At 58.1% G+C, this 20,074-nt stretch carries 13 protein-coding genes and 1 tRNA gene; 6 read left to right on the forward strand and 8 right to left on the reverse strand.

Annotated elements, in window-relative coordinates; translation table 11 throughout:
• Positions 1-19 precede the first annotated feature (19 nt).
• Complete coding sequence (gene iolE / locus CPter91_RS11600; protein ID WP_061940341.1) at positions 20-946, forward strand: myo-inosose-2 dehydratase; 927 nt, start codon at positions 20-22, stop codon at positions 944-946.
• A complete protein-coding gene (gene iolB / locus CPter91_RS11605; protein ID WP_061940343.1) occupies positions 943-1,737 on the forward strand; it encodes a 5-deoxy-glucuronate isomerase in 795 nt (264 codons plus the stop codon). The genes iolE and iolB overlap by 4 nt, the downstream gene beginning before the upstream one ends.
• Before the next feature lie 35 nt (positions 1,738-1,772).
• Here the strand turns inward: iolB and CPter91_RS11610 are convergent, their stop codons facing one another.
• Both CPter91_RS11610 and CPter91_RS11615 read right to left on the reverse strand, forming a co-directional pair.
• Positions 1,773-3,512 (reverse strand): ShlB/FhaC/HecB family hemolysin secretion/activation protein, encoded by a 1,740-nt coding sequence (locus CPter91_RS11610; protein WP_061940345.1) that lies wholly within the window; start codon positions 3,510-3,512, stop codon positions 1,773-1,775.
• A gap of 317 nt (positions 3,513-3,829) precedes the next feature.
• The gene (locus tag CPter91_RS11615) at positions 3,830-4,705 is read right to left on the reverse strand and encodes a two-partner secretion domain-containing protein (RefSeq protein WP_061940347.1); all 876 of its coding nucleotides are present in this window, start codon (positions 4,703-4,705) and stop codon (positions 3,830-3,832) included.
• 723 nt (positions 4,706-5,428) lie between these two features.
• Between CPter91_RS11615 and CPter91_RS11620 the strand changes: the two genes are divergently transcribed.
• A tRNA-Leu gene (locus tag CPter91_RS11620) sits at positions 5,429-5,513 on the forward strand.
• A 144-nt stretch (positions 5,514-5,657) separates the two neighbouring features.
• The gene (locus tag CPter91_RS11625; RefSeq protein ID WP_061940349.1) at positions 5,658-7,193 is read left to right on the forward strand and encodes a glycine betaine uptake BCCT transporter; all 1,536 of its coding nucleotides are present in this window, start codon (positions 5,658-5,660) and stop codon (positions 7,191-7,193) included.
• A gap of 2 nt (positions 7,194-7,195) precedes the next feature.
• On the opposite strand, the gene CPter91_RS11630 is transcribed toward CPter91_RS11625, so the two are convergent.
• Positions 7,196-7,744, reverse strand: a complete 549-nt coding sequence (locus CPter91_RS11630; protein ID WP_061946138.1) for a GNAT family N-acetyltransferase — start codon at positions 7,742-7,744, stop codon at positions 7,196-7,198.
• 36 nt (positions 7,745-7,780) lie between these two features.
• The gene (locus CPter91_RS11635) at positions 7,781-11,821 is read right to left on the reverse strand and encodes a Pls/PosA family non-ribosomal peptide synthetase (protein ID WP_061940351.1); all 4,041 of its coding nucleotides are present in this window, start codon (positions 11,819-11,821) and stop codon (positions 7,781-7,783) included.
• 311 nt (positions 11,822-12,132) lie between these two features.
• On the opposite strand from CPter91_RS11635, the gene CPter91_RS11640 reads away from it, so the two are divergent.
• Positions 12,133-14,946 (forward strand): EAL domain-containing protein, encoded by a 2,814-nt coding sequence (locus tag CPter91_RS11640; RefSeq protein WP_061940353.1) that lies wholly within the window; start codon positions 12,133-12,135, stop codon positions 14,944-14,946.
• A gap of 17 nt (positions 14,947-14,963) precedes the next feature.
• On the opposite strand, the gene CPter91_RS11645 is transcribed toward CPter91_RS11640, so the two are convergent.
• From CPter91_RS11645 to CPter91_RS11660, 4 genes are all read right to left on the reverse strand, one after another.
• The gene (locus tag CPter91_RS11645) at positions 14,964-16,184 is read right to left on the reverse strand and encodes a winged helix-turn-helix domain-containing protein (protein ID WP_061940355.1); all 1,221 of its coding nucleotides are present in this window, start codon (positions 16,182-16,184) and stop codon (positions 14,964-14,966) included.
• Between the two features lie 12 nt (positions 16,185-16,196).
• On the reverse strand, positions 16,197-17,084 hold the full coding sequence (locus tag CPter91_RS11650) for a Dyp-type peroxidase (RefSeq protein ID WP_061940358.1): 888 nt from the start codon (positions 17,082-17,084) through the stop codon (positions 16,197-16,199).
• A gap of 81 nt (positions 17,085-17,165) precedes the next feature.
• Complete coding sequence (locus CPter91_RS11655; RefSeq protein WP_061940360.1) at positions 17,166-18,470, reverse strand: type II toxin-antitoxin system HipA family toxin; 1,305 nt, start codon at positions 18,468-18,470, stop codon at positions 17,166-17,168.
• Positions 18,467-18,763: a helix-turn-helix domain-containing protein gene (locus CPter91_RS11660; protein WP_061940362.1), complete on the reverse strand. Its 297-nt coding sequence runs from the start codon at positions 18,761-18,763 to the stop codon at positions 18,467-18,469. Before CPter91_RS11660 ends, CPter91_RS11655 begins: the two co-directional genes overlap by 4 nt.
• Before the next feature lie 303 nt (positions 18,764-19,066).
• Between CPter91_RS11660 and tauA the strand changes: the two genes are divergently transcribed.
• Complete coding sequence (gene tauA / locus CPter91_RS11665) at positions 19,067-20,071, forward strand: taurine ABC transporter substrate-binding protein (RefSeq protein ID WP_061940364.1); 1,005 nt, start codon at positions 19,067-19,069, stop codon at positions 20,069-20,071.
• Positions 20,072-20,074: the final 3 nt, after the last annotated feature.

Below are 20,074 nucleotides of genomic sequence, written 5' to 3' on the forward strand. Positions count from 1 at the left end.
ACATCAGCGAAAGAAAACGATGACCAAACCATTTAACGTAAAGATCGGCATCAACCCGATTTCCTGGATGAACGACGATTTGCCGTCGCTGGGCGGTGAGACGCTGCTGGAAACGGCTCTATCCGAAGGCGCGCAGATCGGCTATCGCGGCTTTGAACTGGGCAACAAGTTCCCCAAGGAGCCGGCTGCGCTGGCCGCGGTGCTGGGAAAATATAATCTGGAATGCGTCTCGGGCTGGTATTCCGGCCGCCTGGCGACCGGCAGCGTGGAAGATGAAATCGAGGCAGTCGGGCCGCATCTGCGGCTGCTGGCGGAAAACGGTTCCAAGGTGATGGTGTACGGCGAGGTCGCAGACGCCATACAGGGGCGGCCAGAGCCGCTGTTCAAGCGCCCGCGCTTCCGCAGCGATCTCGAGTGGCAGCAGTATGCCGAACGGCTGACGGCGTTTGCGCGCTTTACCTTGTCGCACGGCGTGCGCCTATCATACCACCATCACATGGGCGCCTATGTTGAGACGCCAGCCGATGTCGATCGCCTGATGGCATTGACCGGCCCCGAAGTCGGCTTGCTGTTTGACAGCGGCCACATCACGTTTGCCGGCGGCGATCCTGTCGCCATCTTGAAGCAGCATATCCAGCGCGTCTCGCATGTCCATTGCAAGGATGTGCGGCCAGCAGTGGTGAAGATGGCGCGCAACGGCAACTGGAGTTTCTTGCAGGCGGTGATCAACGGCGCCTTCACGGTGCCGGGCGACGGCGCCATCGATTTCGGCGCGCTGCTGCGGGTGCTGCATCAGCATGGTTACCAAGGCTGGCTGGTGGTGGAGGCGGAGCAGGACCCCGTAGTGGCGCCGAGCTATCAGTACGCCGACATGGGTTATCGCCGTCTGGCCGCGCTGGTGCGTGAGATCGAGGTTGGCGCCGGAGCGCAGCAGGAGGCCGCATGAGACTGTTAGTCAAGGGCCAGCCGCAAGGGCGGGAAATCGTCAGCGTCACGCCGCAGTCGGCGGGCTGGAAATTCGTCGGCTTTGCCGCCTATCGCCTGGCGGCAGAAGAGCGGATCCGTTTTGACACCGCGGAGCGCGAAATCTGTATCGTGGTGCTGCGCGGTGTTGTCAGCGTACAGACCGGCGATCACAGCTGGAAAGAGATTGGCGAGCGCGACAGCGTGTTCGATCAGGTTTCCCCTTATTCGGTGTATGTGCCGCATCATCACGCGGTCACTATCACTGCACACAAGGATGCCGAGATCGCTGTCTGCAGCGCGCCGGGAAATAGCGATCTGGATGCACGCCTGATCGAGCCGGCCATGACGACACGTTCGGTGCGCGGGCGCGGCAGTAACACGCGTTATGTCTGCGACATCCTGCCGCAGACCGCAGCGGCCGATCATTTGCTGGTAGTGGAAGTGGTGACGCCGGCCGGGCATTCCTCCAGCTATCCGCCGCACAAGCACGATACCGACAACCTGCCGCAGGAAAGCTTCCTCGAAGAGACCTATTACCATCGCCTCAACCCGCCGCAGGGTTTTGCCTTCCAGCGTGTGTATACCGACGACCGTGCGCTGGACGAAGCGATGGCGGTCGAGAACCATGATGTCGTCATGGTGCCGCGCGGTTACCATCCAGTGGTGGCGCCGCATGGCTACGATAGCTATTACTTGAACGTGATGGCCGGCCCCAAGCGTGAATGGCATTTCAAAAACGATCCGGCGCATGAATGGATGCTACAGCGCTGATTCTCTTGTATCTGCGTTGCACAGTGCTGGTTTGTTCAAAACAGAATAGCTGCATTCACCCAGATCTGGGCTGGCGGTGCTGCAAATTGTCCGGCAGAGGACCCGATACGACGACTATAGGCGAGTTCCATTGAAAATTGTTTTTGATATTGCCACGATAAACCAACACCATAGCCACTCGCGGAAAACAAATTGCCGGCTTCGCTTTGGGCGTTTTTGTTGATTTGCCCGCGGCCAAAATCATAAAAGATGTTCGTTGACAAGCCTGGGATAAAAGTAAGTGCCTTTGTCAAATTGGCAGATGCCACTATGCCTTGATCAACGCTGGCCATATTGCTATTGTATGCGCGCACGCCGCCAGCGCCTGACAAAGGCATTTGTTCAGAGGCATCCAGGTGGGTATTGCTCAATTGTGCCGTTAGTTTAATGCTGGATAGAATGCCAGGTGCCAAGGCTTGAGTAAATTCAGCATTGAGATTCGATTTGAGATAACCCCCGTGAGGTAAGGCCTCTATATTGTAGATGCCAGGATCACGAATTTGTAATGAACCTGCTGTCAGGACGGATGAGAATTGCAGCACGTTGAGCTTGTCCATGAAACTTCCTTGATACATGCCGGACAGTGCTATTTCTGCAGATTGAGAATGGCGTTTCTGGTGAAATCCAAACAACGTATCTGTCAAATTTTTGTCATATAAGGCTGCGCGCAGGGACAGGTTTGCATTGCCGGCTTGCATTAAAGAGCGGCTTGCATAAAGACCGAAAATTTCAGCCAAGCCGTCGCTTAAATCGGCAAGGCCACCGCCGGCAGAGTAGTTTGCCCGCGTATAAGAACCGCCGATGCGTGTCCCTTGATAGCCAAATGGCAATTCATAGGAAACCTGGCCGATGACGCTGGCGCCATCTTTCGCGTCTTTATTTTGCAGAGCTTGTGGGCTGGATAATGCGGTTGCCTGCAATTGATCGCCCAAACCCAAAGGGTTGTTAACCACAATTTGTCCGCCAACCCGGTTTTTTCCTGAAGACGGGGAGCCTGAATTATCGACAAGCAATGCTGCCCGTATCCGCTTGGCTGCGGCGATTTTCAAGTCAAGCTGCGTCGAGCCAATTTCGGTGCCTGGTGATAATTGCGGTACCACTGCATCGACGCCAGGTAAGTCAGAAATACGCTTGATAGCGTCGGTAACGTCGTGCCAAGTCAATGGGTGCGTGCCGTCAGCGGTTGCGTCATTGGATCTGAGAGTGAATTTTTCAAGCACGTCGGTAGCGACTGATGAGTGGTTGGCAAACCGGACTGACTGTATTTTTGCTTGCATGAATTCAAAGTGGAGGGTGCCATTGCTAATGTCCTGTCGAGGCACTTGAACAAAAGCCAAGAGATCCACTTCCTGTCGCAAAATGGCATCGAGCCGATGGCGGACTTGGTCAATATCAGAAAACAGTAAGCGACGCCCTTTGTAGGCATCAAACAAAGCCTGTATTTTTTTTTCTACAGGTTCAGTGAAATGGTAGTCAATGCTGAATTGATTGATCAGGATTCTGGTGGATTCCGCTTTTTGATTGTGCTCTGCATCATATTTAGGCCCCAGCCCGTTTTCCGGAGCCACTTTTCCTGGAGAAACTGAACGCATTTGTGTCGCATCGGAACCAAAATCAATCAGGGCTTTGTTCTGTTGTAATAATGTGCCGGTGGTTGTAGGCGCTTTGGGTATATCTGCCGCACTGGCATTGATGCATAAAACGGCATGACTTATTAAACCAAATATTTTTTTCATTTTTGGGGATGTAAACAAGATTGCTTTATATTTTCAAATGCAAAAATATAGATGGTAAATAATTGTGAAAGGAAAATGACTGCAGATATTTAAATTGATTTATGTAAAAAATAATATTTTCAGATGTTGTAGAAAATGGGTTTTTACATGACACGGAACGTCATTAATGGGAGATTTATTATTTCCAGTCGACAGGTAACTGTAGGTGAATAATTTCCATCATTTCCATTTTATGGAAATGATGGAGAGTTAGTCGATTACGGATTTATCTTGTTTGGGATTTGGAAAAAATCACGTTCCTGCTTCCCATAACTGGATTATTTCAGACGCTGCTTGACAATGCCGCTGATATTGGTGTCGCTGGTGTTGTTACTTATGTTGACAAAATTAGTGGCAGAAATTATTCCAGTATGATTGATCACACTATCTACAAGACCTGCAGCCTGTAAATTCACCTGTGCGAAATAATATCCGGGAGTGCCAACCAGAGTCGGCATGGTGGTCGTTAAGGAGCCGGCATTATTGATCGAAGCATGCTCAACTGGATTGAAAGAACGTACGTAGGGGACAGCACCTTGAGTCTGTGCCAACTCCTGATCTGTTCCGGCTACTAAGCCGATACTTCCGTTTTTAGTTGTGATAGCCCCGCTGCTGCCATTGACAATATGTGGTGCAAACAGAAAAGCTCCGTAGCCATCAGCGTTGATTGTCCCATTGTTTTCGACCGTGGCGTTGTTGCTGCCAATATTGTCTGAAAAAATGTAAGATGAAGTGGCGTTGTTAAATGCCATATCGGAAATGTTCAATGTGGATAGAACGACGCCCCCTGCATTGATTTGTGCTCCAGCGCCAACCATGATGCCATTGGGATTAACCACAAAAACTCTGCCATTGGCACTGAGTGTGCCCTGAATATTGGTAATGTCGTTGGAGTTGACGCGATTCAAAATGGCTGACTTTGTACTAGGCTGAGTAATGTTGACGCTTTCTCCTTTGGCAATATTGAAATTATTCCAATTGAGGATCAATTTGTCGGAAGTTTGATTGATGCTGGTATTGACGCCGTTGGTGGTAATGGTTCCGGTTCCGCCATTGGCTATCGTGCCTGTCCCTACAGCAAAGACTTGGCCCGCGCATGACAGAGAAATAACAGCGGCAAGAAATTTGATACGGCGATTAGGGTGGTGTGACATTTTATTTCCTTTTTAATATCATCGAAATGAATGAAATTGTTTTTCCATAAAACTGATATGGATCAACAACAGAGGGACTACCCTAGTTAAAGAAAAGTTAATTAATGCACACTCCTGTCAAGGTATTAATCAAAATTTCTTTAATTCTGAATTGTTTTTTTATCAAATTTTGTTCTATTTAATGAGGTGCAGCGTAAGATGCAAATAATGATTTTCCGATACGTGATTATTTGCGATTTAATTGTCAATATATCTATTTTCTGATATCGGAACAACCAGATGAAAGCGATCATCAATATCGATTTTCTTGATATTGCCGACGGGAGATTTGCGAAACAGTTTTTTGATTTGAACGGAACTTGGAGCAAGATTTGACGGCAATTTAGGTTGGAGCAGTAAACAGCCGTTTTATCCAAGGGTAGAGAGCTGATGCACGGCTGACCGGTCTGGCAGACCAAACTTTGCAAGTGGAAAATTGCGGAGCAATGTTTGACCCTGTTCGATCAGGCATTGAGGACGCCGCGAGATTTCGCCGCCGCCGCACGCGAGTTGGCTGGCGCGATATTCGAGAGGATTATTTTGATTCTGGCCTGATGCACCCACGTCTAATTGTGTACTGTCGTTGTGAAATAAATTTGCCAATTTCGATTGACCAAAGCTATCAAGTTGCCTTATGATTCTGTCTTCGCGATTGCAGCAAGTCTTACGGGGCTTCGCAGTTAAGCCCACGTGGCGGAATTGGTAGACGCGCATGGTTCAGGTCCATGTGCCGCAAGGTGTGGGGGTTCGAGTCCCTCCGTGGGCACCAGGAAACTGGTGTGAGAAGTGTAGAGAAACCGCATAAACAGTCATGTTTATGCGGTTTTTTTGTTTTCCGGGCAGCCTTTGTGGTTTTGTCATCGGGGGAAGTTTGCCGTATTATGCAAAAACCATAACAAGCTCGAGGTTGCCCATGGTTTTTATCGCATCGCTCGCGTTGCTTTCTCTGTTTGTGCTATGGGGTGCGCTGTCGCCGCTGGGACTGACTGCCGTGATGCAGGCGGCGCTGGGCAGCACGATTGTCAATTTCGGCTGGTTCTACCTGCTTTCAATGTTCAGCTTCCTGGTGTTTGCGCTATACCTGGCATTCGGACGCTTTGGTGCGATCCGGCTCGGCGGCGAGGATGCTGAACCGGATTTCAGCCGGCATAGCTGGTTTGCCATGCTGTTTGCCGCCGGCATGGGCATCGGGCTGGTGTTCTGGGGCGTGGCGGAACCGGTTTCGCATTTTGCTACGCCGCCCAGCGGTCCGGCCGGCGGCCCCGAGGCGGCCCGCATCGGCTTGCGTTATGCGTTTTTCCATTGGGGTTTGCATCCATGGGCGGCCTACTGCGTGGTGGCGCTGGCCTTGGCGTTTTTCCAGTTCAACCGCAACCGGCCGATGCTGATGAGCACCACCTTCGAGCCGCTGATCGGCAAATATGCCCAGGGTCCCCTGGGGCAGGCCATCGATATCCTGGCGATCATCGCTACCGCCATCGGCGTCGCCACCTCGCTGGGGTTCGGCACCCTGCAGATCAGCAGCGGCTTGCACAAGGTGTTCGGCCTGGACAACGGCCTCAGCCTGCAGCTGTCGGTGATTGCGGTGGCCGCGGTGCTCTATCTAGCCTCGTCGCTCAGCGGGCTCGACCGCGGCGTCAAGATCCTCAGCAACCTCAACATGGTGCTGGCGCTGCTGCTGATGCTGTTTGTGCTGGCACTGGGGCCAACCTTGTTCATCATGGATGCGCTGACCACCACGCTAGGCGACTACCTGGATAACCTGATCAGCATGAGCATGCGCATGACGCCGTTTTCCAAAGGCACCTGGATTGCCGACTGGACCTTGTTCTACTGGGCCTGGTGGGTGACCTGGGCACCGTTCGTCGGTACCTTCATTGCCCGCATTTCGCGCGGCCGCACCATCCGCGAATTCGTCACCGGCGTGCTGCTGGTGCCGTCATTGATCAGTTTTCTCTGGTTCGCCACCTTTGGCGGCGCTGCGTTGCACGGCATCATGTTCGAGCATCTGCCGCTGGTGGATATAGTCAAGCAGGACAGCTCGCTGGCCTTGTTTTCCTTGCTCGATCACCTGCCGTGGACCACCCTGACGTCGCTGATCGCGATCGTGCTGGTGTCGGTGTTCTTCATTACCTCCGCCGATTCGGCGACCTTCGTGCTGGGCATGATGAGCAGCAAGGGCAGTCCGGCGCCGTCGGCCCGCATCAAGCTGGCCTGGGGCGTGCTGACCGCCTTGATTGCGGCGGTGCTGTTGATGGCTGGCGGCTTGAAGGGCTTGCAGACAACTTCGATCGTGATTGCCTTGCCGTTCATGATCATCATGCTGTTGATGTGCGTGAGCCTGTTCCGGGCGCTGGGCGAGGAGGCCGATACGCTGGAGCGCCGGCGTCACGCGCGCGATCGGTTGCTGGAGCGTTTGCTGCGGGAGCGCGAGCAAACGCCGTCCTGAGATCAGGCCGCGGTGGAAAAGACGACCAGCTGGTAGTTTTGCTGCTGACAGCTGAAGGGCGCCAGGGCGGTCATTTTCAAGCCCTGGACATGCGCCGCCAGCGAATGCGGATTGCGGTCATCGATGAAGGCGGCGCCAAGATCGTAGCTGGCGCGGGCATGGGTTTTGACGGCGGCGAACAGTTTTTGCAAGATGCCCTGGCCGCGCCATTGCCTGCCGATGCATACCGGGCCGTACACAAACACCCGCAGCTGCTGCAAGGAGCGGCCTTCAAACTGCTGCTGGCCGAAGCTGGCGAGCATGGCTTCCACCACCGGATGGCGCGGCTGCGTCTCGCTCGGCAGCATGCAGACGAAGCCCGCCAGCTGTTCGCCATCGACCGCCACGACAATGCCGAGCGCCTGGTTGATGGCAGCGAGCTGCTGCTCGTTCATGCTGGAGACCACGAAGCCCTGTTTTTTCTCGTCTGCGCTGAGCTGGTCCGGGGTGTTCTGCAGCTGCAGCCGCACTATCTTAGGATAATCCTCGCTGCGCGCCAGGCGTATTTCCATGATGGTCATTCCTCTATCAACTTTTCTCAAGCGATTTCAGATTCTGGCCGGGGCTGCCGGGCAGCCGCGCCAGTTAGAGCCGGCCGGAATCGACTCACCCTTCATGACCAAGGTCAGCGCGCCAAGTTTGGCGTTGTCGCCGACGGTGGCGCCGTACAGCACGAAGCTGCGCGGTCCCATGTAGACACGGCTGCCAATGGTGACGTGGTCGACTTTCATGACCCGGTCTTCAAACAGATGCGTCTGCGGGCAAGCTTGCGCATTCAGTTCGCTGTAGTCGCCGATGCTGACGCAGTCGAACTCGGTGATGTCGGTGGTGTTCATGTAGACGCCGCGGCCGATGCGGCAGCCCAGCAGGTTGAACGCCAGCGGCAGCCACGGGGTGCCGCGCAGATAGCTCATGAAATTGGGGATCGCAATCCCTTCATACAGATTGGTCACACCTTCCGAGAGCCAGACAAACCGCGTCCACATCGGTACGCTGCGTTTCTTGTAGCGGCCCAGCAGCAGCCATTTGAGGGCAGCGATAAAGACAAAAGTACCGATGCCGTACAGCAGGCCGGCACTGGTCAGCAATGAAATCACTTCACCCCACTGGCCGGCGCCAGCCAGCGGCATCAGGTTCAGCACCACGGTATAGCCGACCGCGATCACGATCGCATGCGGCGAGACGATGCGGAAACCCTCGACCAGCGCGCGACCCAGGCGGCGCCGGCGCGACGGCCGGAATGTCAGGTGCTCGGGGAAGCCGCTGGTTTCCTCGCGTGCCGGCAGGTTGATCGGCGGCGAGCCGAGCCAGGTGTCGCCCGGCTGCATCCTGCTGTTGTCCGGCACCCGCGAGTGGACGCCGATCAGGACGTTTTCCGGCAAGATGGTGCCATCCGGTACGTAAGCGCCGTTGCCGACGAAACTGCGGCGCGAGATCACGGTAGGTTTCATGGTGATCCAGCCGCCATCGATCTGTTCGTCGCCCAGCAGCACGGCATCGGCGATGAAGGTATCGTCGCCCAGCGTCAGCATGTCCGGCACGACGCCGAGCGCGGTCGATATTTCGGCATGGCGGCCGATTTTTGCGCCCAGCAGGCGGTACCAGAGCGGCGCGTAGACCGTCGCATACACGCCGTGCAATACGCTCAAGCTGGATTCCTGGATCTGGTTGACCAGCCATTTGCTGCAATACACATTGCTGCGCACCGGCCAGCTGCCGGCCCGCATGCGCGGCAGCAGGCTCCAGCGGATGCCGGCCGAGAGCAGGGCGGTGCAGACGATCAGGACGGCAGTCGCCGGGAAAGCCAGCACAAAATACTTGGCCAGCTGGAAGGCGACCTTGTTGCTCTGCAGCCAGGGGAACATATCGGTGTCGTCCAGCCAGTCGATCAGGATGAAGCTGGGGAATACCGGCATGAAGAACAGAGTCGTGATCAGCAGGGCGCCGAACAGGAAGAATACTGATTCCCCCATCTGGCGCCGGCGCGTGACCGGCGGCCGCGGCTGCTTGCTGTCCGGATCGAAGGCGCCGACATCGCGCGCCGGCGAGCCGGTCCAGATTCGTTTGGCGGGAACCGACTGGCCTTCACTGAGGGCGGTCTGGCCTTCCAGGTGGCCATAGGCGCCGACCCGGGTATCGCCTTCCAGCACTACATAGGAGCCGATGCAGCTTTCCCGCTCCAGCGTGATATTGCCGAGCAACAGCTCACCGTGCTCGACCCGGGCGTTTTCAAAGTTGACGGCATTGCCGACGCTGACGCCATCCTCGATCACCAGCAAGTCATGGGCGCGCAAGGTCATCGAGCCGATAATGACCTCCGAGCCGATCTTTGCGCCCAGCGCGCGCAGCCACCAGCTGTACAGGGTCGAACCGCTCAGAAGATAGGCCGGTGCGGCTTCAATCAAGCGGTCGGTCAGCCACCAGCGATAGTAGGTCACGCCCCAGAGCGGATAGCGGCCGGGTTTCAGGCGGCCGGCGATCAGCCATTTGGCGGCGATGGCAATGGCGAATTCGAACAAGGTCGCCAGCAAGAACACCAGCACCGATACGGCGATTGCGCGGGTGATCGAGTCGCCAGGATCACCGGTGAAGAAATGGTAGGTAAAGAACGGCGCCAGCCATTGCATCATGCGCATCGCCACCAGCCATGGCACGGCAGCGGCTTGCGCCGCGCCGCACAGCCAGCGTTTGAGGTCGGACGGCGCACTCCAGCTGGTGTCGACGCCAATGCCGGCCAGCGGCGGTTCCGCCAGCACCTGGGCGATACGGCCGACGGTGCGGTTAATGTAGATGTCGCGCACCGTCACATGGGCATAGGCAGGGTCCGCACGCAAGGCGGAGGCGAGCTTGGCTGCAAACAGAGAATGGCCGCCCAGGTCGTTGAAAAAATCGGCGCTGCGCAGGATAGGCTGGCCAGGGAACAGCTTGTTCAACGCCGCGAACAGGGCCGTTTCGGCCGGCGTCTCGGGCGTGTCGGCATCGCCGCCCGCTGTCAGAGGAGCCGCCAGCGGCCTTGCCTTGAGTGCTTTGCGGTCGATTTTGCCGGAGGTCAGGCGCGGCATTTCCGTCATTGCTTCAAAGAAGCCCGGCACCATATACGGCGGCAGGCGTTCGCCAAGTGCTGCGCGCAGGGCGGCGGGCGCTACTTCAGCGCCGCTTTCCGGTACGATGAAAGCAATCAGCTGGTCGATGCCGTCTTCCTGGCGCAACACTACAGCCACGGTGCCGACGCCGGGCTGGCGTGCCAGCACTTCTTCGATTTCGCCCAGTTCGACCCGGAAACCGCGAATCTTGACCTGATCGTCGGTCCGCCCCAGGCACTGGACCCGGCCGTCGGCTTCGATGCGCGCCAGGTCGCCGGTACGGTATAAACGGCGATCGTGCTCGCTGCTGGACCATGGATTGGCCAGGAATTTTTCCGCGGTCAGCTCCGGTCGGCCGAGATAGCCTTCAGCGACGCCGGGGCCGGTAATGCACAGCTCGCCGACTTCGCCGCGCGGCAGCAGGACCAGGCCGTGCTCGACCGCCGGATTGATCACCAGCAGGCCGTAGTTGGGCAGCGGGCGGCCGATGGTGACCGCTTCATTGGCGCGCAGCTCCGCCAGGCTGGCCGAGACCGTAGCCTCGGTCGGGCCGTAGGTGTTGAATATATGGCGCCCGGTTTCCGGACTAGCCCAGCGGTTGACCAACGATTCCGGGCACATTTCGCCGCCCAGGTTGATGATGCGCAGGCTTGGTACATCTTGGTTGAACAAGGCCAGCAGTGTCGGCACCGCGTGCAGCACGGTGACGCCGTTGGCGGCCAGCGCCAGTGGCAGGGCTTCTGGATCCGAGGCGACTTCCTTGGGGGCGATCCAGAGCGTCGCGCCGACCAGGTAGCTGATCCAGATTTCCTCGAACGACATGTCGAAGGCGACTGAAAAACCTTGATAGACACGATCGTGCTCGCTCACGCCCAGCACGGAATTTTCGCTGCGCAGGAAATGGCAGATGGCGCCTTGGGTGATGGCGATGCCTTTCGGCTTGCCGGTCGAGCCGGACGTGTAGATTACATAAGCCGGATCGCTGCGTTGTACGCCTTGGCGGCGCAACTGGGGAGCGGAGGACGGCGCCAGCAGCTGTTCCGCTGTCCATACCGTGCAGCTGAGGCTGGCTAGGCGCGGCGCAAACTGCGCGCAACTGACGATGCCGGGCGCGTTGGCGTCTTCCAGGCAAACGGCAATGCGTTCGACCGGCGTATCGGCGTCCAGCGGCAGCCAGGCGGCGCCAGCCTTGGCGATGCCTGCCTGCATGACGAGCAGGTCGATGCCGCGCGGTAACCAGAGTCCGACGATCTGACCGGGAACGACCCCGGCACTGATCAGCCCGGCAGCGACCTGGTCGGCACGCTGGTTGAGTTCTTGATAAGACAGCTGATGCTCGCCGAAGATCAGGGCGATCTGGTGCGGCAGGCGCGCGGCGGTAGCTTCCAGTAGATCAGCCAGGACTTCATTGCGGATCAGTTCGGCCTGGGCAGCCCCGTGCAGGATGTCGGGGTGAGCAGAATAACCGCTGGCGGCCACACTATCGACGAGCAAAGACTGGGTCATGGAGAAATCTGGGTGAAGGATGGCAAACCGGCGATGTTAGCACGGAGAAGATAGGTAACGTTCAGACAATTTTGCGCCAGTGGAAGGGTTTTTTCCAGTTGGCACTTGTAGTCCCGTTTTGTCGCTGTTACATGCTGTTTCCAAGGCATGGCCTGGCTCCCTATGATCGACTTGCTAAGAGGAAACTATTGGTCGTATGATGGGGTATTCGCACCAGGATAGGCAAGTAGTTTCTTTTTTTGCATGATCTCTCATTCCGCTAAAGCTTTCTAACGGTTCAACTGTTACAGCGAGGTTTTGTGATGCAGCGATTGAAGAAATTTTTGACGTTGGATGGCGGCCTGCGCTGGATCAAGGTAATCCTGCCTTTCCTGGCGATCGTTGCCTTGATGGTGGGACTGCTGGCATTCAGCATGAATATCCTGTCTTCGGTGCGGGCTTTCGTCGGCGGCGAGAGCCTGTGGTCGAAAGCGCAGAAGGAGGCGGTATTCCACCTCAACCAGTACGCCGTCACGCAAGCTGACGCCGACTATCAGAAATTCTTGAAGGCGCTGGCGGTGCCGATGGGCGACCAGCGTGCGCGGGAGGAACTGGACAAGCCCGACCCGGACATGCGTGTGGTGCGCCAGGGCTTTCTCGATGGCGGCAATCATCCCGACGATATCGACGGTATCGTCAGCCTGTATCGGAACTTCAAGAATTTCAGCCTGCTGAGCGAACCGCTGGCGAACTGGAAAATCGGCAACGATCTGATCCAGCAGCTCGACCAAGAGGCCCAACGCCTGCATGCTGCCATCAGCGCCGGTAATCCGGACCCGACGGCGATGATCGCCAGTATTGCCCGCATCCGCGAAATCGATGCCCGCCTGACGCCGCTGGAACTGCGCTTTTCCGCCAGCCTGGGCGAGTCCTCGCGCCGGGTGCAGCGCCTGCTGTTGTTTGCGACGCTGGCGATCGCCATCGGACTGATGATTTTCGGTAGCTGGATCTCGCGTTTCATCTTGATCAAGAGCGATCAGTTCAAGGAAGCGCTGAAGATCAGCGAGGAACGGCTGCAACTGGCTATGCTGGGCAGCAACGACGGCTTGTGGGATTGGGATATCCAGGCCGATAATATCTACTATTCGCCGCGCCTGAAGGAGCTGCTGGGCTACACCCTGGACGACGACGAACCGACTCCGCTGCAATTCCTCAACTGTATTTACCCGTCCGACTTGGACGCGGTGCGCGCCAAGCTGACTGCGCATCTGCACGACAATTCGCCGTGCGACATCGAATTCCGCGTGGTGACCAAGGCCGGCGAACTGCGCTGGGTGCGTTCCTGTGCCCAATCGACCAGCAATTCGGCCGGCAAGCCGGTGCGCATGGCCGGTTCGTTTACCGACATTACCGCTCGCAAGCGCGCCGAGGAGCAGCTGTATGCGGCCAAGGAAAGGGCGCAGGTCACGCTGGAATCGATAGGCGAGGCCGTGATCACGCTGAGTACCGACGGCCTGGTCGAATACCTCAACCCGACTGCTGAAATACTCACCAGGTGGACCCTGGCGTCGGCGCGCGGCCTGCCGCTGGAAAAGATCTTGAATGTGGTAGGCGAAGCGTCCGGCAACCGGGTGCCGGACCTGATCCACCAGATCCTCGACAACAGCATGCCGGTCGAAAACGCCTCCAACCTGCTGCTGGTGTGCGACGATGGCAGCGAAGTCGCGGTCAACCTGTCGGCCGAGCCGATTCGCAACCTGAGCGGCGAGACCATCGGCACTGTGCTGGTGCTGCATGATGTCAGCAAGGATCGCGAATATGCGGCGCAGCTGTCTTACCAGGCCAGCCATGACGAACTGACCGGCCTCATCAATCGCCGCGAATTCGAACGGCGCCTGACTGTGGCGATGATCACCTCGCGCGACCAGCAGCGCCAGCATGCCGTGCTGTACCTGGACCTGGATCAGTTCAAGGTGGTCAACGACACTTGCGGTCATGCTGCCGGCGATGAATTGATCCGGCAAATCAGCGTCTTGCTGAAACAGCGCCTGCGCGACACCGATACCATCGCCCGCCTGGGCGGCGACGAATTCGGCGTCTTGCTGGAAAACTGCCCGGTGGAGCATTCGCTGCGGATTGCCGAGGGTTTGCGGCAAACCGTCGCCGATTTCCAGTTCGTCTGGTCCAACAAGCCGTTCAGCATCGGCGTCAGCATCGGCCTGATCAACCTGGCCGGTGAAATGCATACGCTGGGACAGATCATGAGCGCGGTCGACGCCGCCTGCTACCTGGCTAAGGAAAAGGGCCGCAACCGGGTGCACGAGTACCGCCTGGACGACAGCGAGCTGTCGATACGGCACGGCGAGATGGAATGGATTACCCGTATCAACGAAGCCCTCACGCATGAGAGATTCTGCCTGTTCTCGCAAGAAATCGTGGCCTTGGGCCAGAAATCCAGCGACGGCGTGCATTTCGAGATCTTGCTGCGGATGCTGGACAAGGACGACAACCTGGTGCTGCCGATGGTGTTCATTCCTGCCGCCGAGCGCTACAACCTGATGCCGGCCATCGATCGCTGGGTGGTCGCGACCGTCTACGCGACGCTGGCGAAAATGCGCAAACAAGGACAGGGCCTGGATATACAGACTTGCGCCATCAATCTGTCCGGCACCAGCATAGGCGACAACAATTTCCTGCATTTCGTGCAGGAGCAGCATGTGAAATTCGGTATTCCGCCGGAAATCATCTGCTTTGAAATTACCGAGACCAGCGCCATCGCCAATTTTGCCAAGGCCGCGCATTTTATCCAGGAGTTGCGGGGCGTCGGCTATCGTTTCGCGCTGGACGATTTCGGCGCCGGCATGTCGTCGTTCGCTTACCTGAAAAACCTGCCGGTCGATTTCATCAAGATCGACGGCGGCTTTGTCAAAGACATGCTGAACAGTCCGACCGACTATGCCATGGTCGAGGCGATCAACAAGATCGGCCATCTGATGGGTAAGCAGACGATTGCAGAATTTGCCGTCAATGAACGGATTATCGGCACACTGACTGAAATCGGCGTCGATTTTGCGCAGGGCTATGGCATCGGCCGGCCGCAGGCCTTCGGCATCGGCACTGACAGAAATTTGCTAAAAGCTAGTTAGAGGTCTGGCCTGCACGATCAGGCCAGCGCTGCTTTCAGCATGCTGCGAAACGCGCGCGGGGTGCATTTTTCTATGTTGACCTGCGGCGTGCCATGCCAGGCGGCGAAGCGCTGCAAGGCCGCCGCCAGTTCGCTGGCCAGGCGCTGGGTTTGGCGGGTGCTGCTTTCCAGGTATAGCGCCTTGACTTCAAATATGCCCTGGCTGCGGTGGGCCTTGGCATCGAGCCGGCCCACCAGCGCGCCACGGTGCAGGATCGGCAAGGTGAAATAGCCGTAACTGCGCTTGGCCTCGGGGGTATAGCACTCCAGCCGGTAATCGAAATCGAACAGTTCCAGCGCCCGTTTGCGGTCCCATACCAGCGGATCGAAGGGCGAAAGCAGGCTGGTGACGGTCGGTTTCAGCTTGCCTGCGACGGCGTCCAGCGCCAGCTGGCGGTGATCCGGGTGGATGTAAACCGGCTGCTGCCAGCCATCGACGCTGGCTTTCAGCAGGCTACCGTCCGCCACAAGGGTTTCCGGATCGGGATCGGGGCGGCTCTTGGCGGTACGGAAATAATCTCCGATCCAGCTGGCTTTGGCCACGCCCAGCGCCCGCACCGCTTTCAGCAACAGGGTGCGCTGGGTGTCGGCGTTGGATGGCATGCGGGCATCGTCCCAGTCCGGCAGGATGCGCTCGGCGAGGTCGTAAATCCGATGAAAATTATGACGCTTGGCGATCATCAGGCGGCCGGCGGTAAACAGCACCTCAAGCGAGCGCTTTTCCGGCTTCCATTCCCACCAGCCGCCGCCTTTGCCATCGGTGCGCTTGAAGTCGGCGGAACGCACCGGGCCGTTTTCGCGGATATGCAGCAGCAGTTTTTCTATGGTGGCGCGATGTTCTTCCATCCATTTGGCCGAGTATTTCCAGCCCATCGAGCCGGGGTCGATCATGCGATGCCGGAACAGGCCGTAATCCTCGATCGGTAAAAAGCAGGCTTCGTGGGCCCAGTATTCGAACAGCTGGCGCTCTTCCAGCAATTCCTCCAGCCAGCACTGCGGATAGTTGCCGAGACGGCTCCACAGCACCAGGTAAGGGCTGCGCGCTACCACGTGGATGGTGTCGATCTGCAGCACGCCCATCTGGCGGATGGCGGCCAGTACGTCTTGCTTGACGGCTTTCCTGCGCGGTGGATTGAGCAAGCCTTGCGCCGCCAGCTGCAGGGCGCGCGCCGCCGGCAGCGAGAGCTGGAGAGTGTCCATGCCGGCGCCGTCTTAGAGCGTCAGCGCTTGCAGGTCGAGGCGCTGGTCTAGCCGTGGCGGGCACCAGTAGTAGCCGCCGGTCACCGGCTGCGAAAAGCTGAACAGGGCATCGACGATATCGTCTTCATGGCCGAGCATGCGGCGCAGGACGTTTTCAAAGCGGTCGCTGGATTCGCCGAAGGCGATGAATTCCGTGCCTTGCTGCAGGCCGTTATCCCAGGGCATGGAGTGGCGCACCATGTAAGCCTCCGGGGTAAAGCTTTCCTGTGCACTGCGCTTGACGTGGGCCGATTCCGGCGCATCGTCGATTTCTTCATTGTCTTCGATGCGGCGGCCTATGGTAGCGTCGCGTTGCGCCGCCGGAAAGCCGCGGAAGCGCGTCAGGTCATGGATCCAGCGTTGCACCGCGACAAAGCTGGAGCCCTGACGGCCGGCGCCTTCCGCCATCAGAGCGGCTTCTACCGCAGCCTCGTCGAGGGGATTTTCGGTGCCGTCTTCATAGCCGGTGAGATCGCGGTTGTCGCGATAGCGGAAAGTGTCCTGGCTGTTGTCCAGCACCAGTGCGTCGGCCAGCAGGGCGACCAGTTGGGCGCTGCGTTCGAAGAGCGTGCTGCGGTCGTCGCCACGCAGCAGGATCCACAACGCCTGCTGGGTCGACGGCGCGCTGCAGCCGACGCCATCCAGCGCCGGGAAGGCGCGCAAGCCTGCTACATGCTGGGTGAGAGCCTGGACCAGCGGCAAACCCAGGCCGACGACGCCCCAGTCCGCCTCGAAAGTGTCGCGCAAACGCAGCAGCGCTGCACGAGGATCGGCGCCTGCCAGGCGGAATGTGAGCGAACGGCCGAGTGGCGGAAGCGGCTGGAGGATGCCGGGTTGGGCGAGATCTGCAGTGACGGGCATTACTTTTCCTTGAACGAGGGACGGGTGAAGAGGGACGATATTAGCGGATTCTGATAATTATTTCTGGGCAGGGCGGCAATTTCATGACGCTTTTGCCGCTAGCCTGGCCTGCCGCTTGCGCAGGCCGGTAATGATGTCACGCCCCATGAAATAGTCGGTCAGCCGTTGCTTTTGATGCGGCAGCAGCTGGCTGGAGGCGATCAGGTCGGGCCAGGCTTGCAGGGCTTTCTTGCAGACCTCGGCAATCACCTGGCGCAGCGGCGGCTCCAGCATGCCGCTGCTGTTGGCGAAGGCACGCAGGGTTTGCGGCGACAGGAAGGAGCGCTTGCCCTGGCCCTCTGCAAACTTGAGCGCATGGCCGCTGCCGTTCAGGTACACGCTATAGGCCACCACATCGTAGGCAGGTGAGAATTCGATGCTGCTGTCGGCCAGATAGCGAATGCCGAAATTTTTCAGGTGGGCGTCATAATTGCCGATCAGTTCATTGACGGTAATGCGCCGCAGCAGCTCATGGCAGGCTGCGGGACCCAGCTCGGGTACGGCTTGCATCACCAGCGCCATGTCGGCGTAGGTGGCGCCGGTATATTTCTTGTCCGGGTCGACGCCGAGGATCTGGCAGAAATCCTCGACATGCAGCCGTCCCGGCTGGTCACGGTCGAAACGCTGCACCGCCAGGAACTGCTGGCCCGGTTCCGCCGCATAGGGATGTTCCGCCATGATCGCCGCCAGCGGCTGCAGGCTGGCGTCGCATGCCGTGACGCCGGCGGCGCGCGCCAGTTGCAGCGACAGATGTTCGACTTCCGGCAGGCGATCGTACTGGGCGGTCGGCAGCTTGCCGATGATGTGGGCATCCTTGTGGCGGGTGCGGCTGACATAGCGGCCGCCTTGCAGGATCAGGGCCAGCTTCGGCTGCATGCCGGAAATCGAGACGCCGTCGACTAGTGGCGCCGCGATCACGCTTTCCTCGATCGCTTCCTTGTCCTGGGTCACCAGGCGCGTCATCATGGCGCGCGTCAGCCTGGTCGGGATGGCGCGCACCGCGCCCGGCAGGTCGCGCCCGCAGGCAGCCAGCAGCTCGAAGTGATCGTCTTCCGCACACTGGCGTTCCAGTGCGATCTGCTTGCGCAACACGCCTTCCGGCAACAGGTTCTGGAAGAAGGCAGGCAGACGCATCTTGCCCGGTGAATTGAAGATTGCCGCCAGCGGATTGAGCAGCAGCGCCACGTCCTGTTGCGGCGTGGCGGCGCGCATCGAGAGCGACAGCGTGGGGCGTTGCGGGTCTTGCGCATAGGCGGGATCGACCTGGAAGCGCACCATGTCGCCATATTGGAACAGGACGCCGGCCAGGCGATCGCCAATGAAAATATCCAGCGCGCTGAGGTTCATTTTTTGTTCCCTTGCCTTGCCAGCGCGGCAGCGACCAGGCTTTGAATTTCGTCTTCGGCAGGCGGTTGCGCGGCAATCGAGGAAGCCATGGCTTTCGGCAGCAGCGCCACTTCCAGCCCCAGCTGGTCGGCAATAGTCATCAAGGTGCTGAGGCGTGGATCGTTTTTGCCGGAAAGGACGCCGCGGATGGTGACGGCGGTCAGTCCGCTGTCCCTGGCCATGGCAATAACGGATAGCGCCAGCCGCTGTTTGGCTTGCTGGAGAGTGAAAGAAAGTTCGGCCAGGGTTTTCATGGTGATGAGTAAACTATCTTTTAATTGATTATGGATAGTATAGTATCTTTTTATAAAAAAGATAGAATAATATCTTTATTTCTTAAAAAGATAGTTAAATATCTTTTTTTGGCGTTGCTCTAAACAATGATGTGCGCCATTCATGCACTGTACCGCCGCCGGCCGCAATGCCAGCCGGCTGGCGGAAACCAACTAAGCATCTCCGAAAACCTTCGTTTTGCAAATCGTTTGAATCGATTAACGTGGCCATCAGAGCGGTAACAGTTCTGGAAACGCCTGATCATTCAATCACCGAGGGAAAGCATGCTTAACAATATTCTGAAACGCCTGCCGCTGCTGGCTGCCGCTGTTGCTATCACCGCTTCTGCCGGCGCGGCATGGGGCGCTGGCCAGGAAGTCAATATCGCCTATCAAACGGTGGTTGAGCCAGCCAAGATTGCCCAGGCGGACGGTACTTACGAAAAAGCCAGCGGCTGGAAAATCAACTGGAAAAAATTCGACAGCGGTGCCGATGTGATCACCGCTGTGGCGTCCGGCGATATCCAGATCGGTTATGTCGGCAGCAGCCCGCTGGCCGCGGCGGCGACGCGTGAACTGCCGATAGAAACCATCCTGATTGCGGCGCAGATCGGCCAGGCGGAAGCGCTGGTGGTACGTAACGGCAGCGGCATCGCCAGCGCGCAGGACCTGATCGGTAAAAAAATCGCCGTGCCTTTCGTTTCGACTACCCATTACAGCCTGCTGGCGGCGCTCAAGCACTGGGGCATTCCAGCTTCCAAGGTGCAAATCCTGAATCTGCGGCCGCAGGAAATCACGGCGGCTTGGCAGCGCGGCGATATCGATGCCGCCTATGTCTGGGATCCGGCGCTCGGCAAGGTAAAGGAGAGCGGCAAAGTGCTGACCAATTCGGCCGAAGTCGCCAAGTGGGGCGCGCCGACCTTCGACGCCTGGATCGTGCGCAAGGATTTCGCGCAAAAGCACCCTGATTTCGTCACTGCATTTGTCAAGGTCACCGGCCAGGCCTATGCCGACTATCGCGCCCATGGCGCGGAATGGAAAGCCGGTTCAACGCAGTTCGAGAAAATTGCCCGTCTGACCGCTGCCAAGCAAAGCGATATTGCCGAACTGCTGGCCGGCAGCGGCTTTCCGACCCTGAGCGAACAGCAACAGTTGCTCAGCGGCGCGACGGTGCAGGCGCTGGCAGCTACTTCAAGCTTCCTGCAAGAACAGAAAAAGGTCGAGCGCGTGCTGCCCGACTACCAGCCCTATGTGAATCCGGCATTCGCTAAACAGGCTGCGGCGCAGTAAGGA

Source organism: Collimonas pratensis (assembly GCF_001584185.1).
Lineage (GTDB): Bacteria > Pseudomonadota > Gammaproteobacteria > Burkholderiales > Burkholderiaceae_D > Collimonas > Collimonas pratensis.